The sequence below is a fragment of the Serinicoccus sp. CUA-874 genome (assembly GCF_001942225.1).
GTDB classification, from domain to species: Bacteria; Actinomycetota; Actinomycetes; order Actinomycetales; family Dermatophilaceae; genus Ornithinicoccus; species Ornithinicoccus marinus.
Genome location: NZ_MKJZ01000024.1, coordinates 1 through 1,852, shown reverse-complemented (window position 1 = coordinate 1,852; position 1,852 = coordinate 1). Strand labels below are relative to the sequence as shown.

2 protein-coding genes are annotated in these 1,852 nt (G+C 73.7%); both read left to right on the top strand.

Translation table 11 applies throughout. The features are described from left to right. Positions 1-884: Mu transposase domain-containing protein (locus BJF80_RS08830; protein WP_202817175.1), on the top strand; the 884-nt coding region annotated here is incomplete at its 5' end. 52 nt (positions 885-936) lie between these two features. Continuing rightward, entirely contained in the window at positions 937-1,791 is an 855-nt protein-coding gene (gene istB, locus BJF80_RS08825; protein WP_075812959.1) for an IS21-like element helper ATPase IstB, read from the top strand. Positions 1,792-1,852 lie beyond the last annotated feature (61 nt).

The window sequence follows — 1,852 nt, the reverse complement described above, 5'->3', positions numbered from 1 at the left end:
GGGGGGCCACGGCCTACCTGCTCGTCGGCGCACTGGCCCACTCCGGGCGCTGGCGCGGGGTGCTGTGCCCCTCGATGGACCAGCCCCACCTCATCGACGCCCTCGACCGTGTGGCCCGCGCCCTCGGCGGCCTCACGCGCTCGTGGCGCTTCGACCGGATGGCCACCGTGTGCCACCCCGCCACCGGGCGCGTGTCCGCCTCCTTCTCCGCGGTGGCCAAGCACTACGCCGTCGGTGTCGACATCTGCCCGCCGCGACGCGGCAACCGCAAGGGCGTGGTGGAGAAGGCCAACCACACCGCCGCCCAACGCTGGTGGCGCACCCTGCCCGAGGAGACCACCGTCGAGCAGGCCCAGGCCTCCCTCGACCGGTTCTGCGCCACCCGCGGCGACGCGCGGCTACGTCCCGCCGGGCCCGGCGGGAAGGCCTCCGTGCTCACCCTCGCCGCCAGGGAGCCGCTCGCACCGGTCCCGGCCGTCCCGTTCCCGGCCACCATCAGCGAGGACCGGACGGTGTCCGCGCAGGCGCTGGTGTCCTGGCGCGGCAACTTCTACTCCGTGGCCCCCGAGCTGGCCCGCGCGCAGGTGTCCGTGACCTGGCGCCTCGGCACCACCCACATCGACATCGCCACCAGCGCCGGGACGGTCATCGCCCGCCACGAGCTCGCCCCCGACGGCGCCGGCGTCATGGTCCGCGAGCACGCCCACGTCACCGCCCTCGAGGCCCGCGTGCTCGCTCCCACGACACCCGAGCACCGCACCGACGCAAGGAACGCATCCCGCCCGGGGCCGCCGCCCGCGCCGCCGCGCAGGTGCTGCGCGCCCGTCACCAGGACGACGACCCGAACAACCCCACGACGCCCGCAGCCGGCGGGGACGTGGTGATCGACCTATCCGCCTACGACCAAGCCGCCCACGGAAGGAACACCCTGAACCGATGAACACCACGACGAGCACCCCCACGACCGAGGACCTGGTCCCGGCGCCGACGAGCGCATCCCAGGCGTCCACCTACCAGCAGCTGCGCGCCCACCTCGCCGCGTTGAAGCTGCACGCCGCGGCCGAGCACCTGCCCACCGTCCTGGCGACCGCGCAGTCCGAGGGGTGGTCGATGACCGCCACCCTGGAGCACCTGCTCGCCCGCGAGGTCGACGCGACCGAGGCCCGCAAGCTCGCCGGCCGCCTGCGCTTCGCCTCCCTGCCCACCCCGGCCACCCTCGCGGACTTCGACTTCGACGCCGCCCCGAACGTGGACCGCAAGCTGATCGACGAGCTCGCGACCTGCCGGTACCTGGAGTCGGCGACCAACGTCCTGCTCATCGGCCCGCCGGGGGTGGGCAAGACCCACCTCGCGGTCGGGCTCGGGCGGGCGGCGGCCGAGGCCGGGTACCGCACCTACTTCACCACCGCCGCCGACCTCGCCGCCCGGTGCCACCGCGCCGCGATCGAGGGCCGGTGGGCCACCACCATGCGGTTCTTCGCCGGCCCCACGCTCCTGGTCATCGACGAGCTGGGCTACCTCCCGCTGCCCGGCGAGGCCGCCTCCGCGCTGTTCCAGGTCGTCTCCCAGCGCTACCTCAAAACCAGCATCGTGCTCACGACCAACCGCGGCGTCGCCTCCTGGGGCGAGGTCCTCGGCGACACCACCGTCGCCGCCGCGATGCTCGACCGTCTCCTGCACCGATCGGTCGTGCTCAACCTCGACGGCGACTCCTACCGGCTACGAGCCCACCACGCCCACAACGACGCCCTACGCGCCGCCACCACCGGCACCCGCCGACCGCTACACTGAACCCCGCCCAAGGTGGGGAAAATCAGTGAGCATCACTGAGGAACTTCGACGAGCCTCGTCA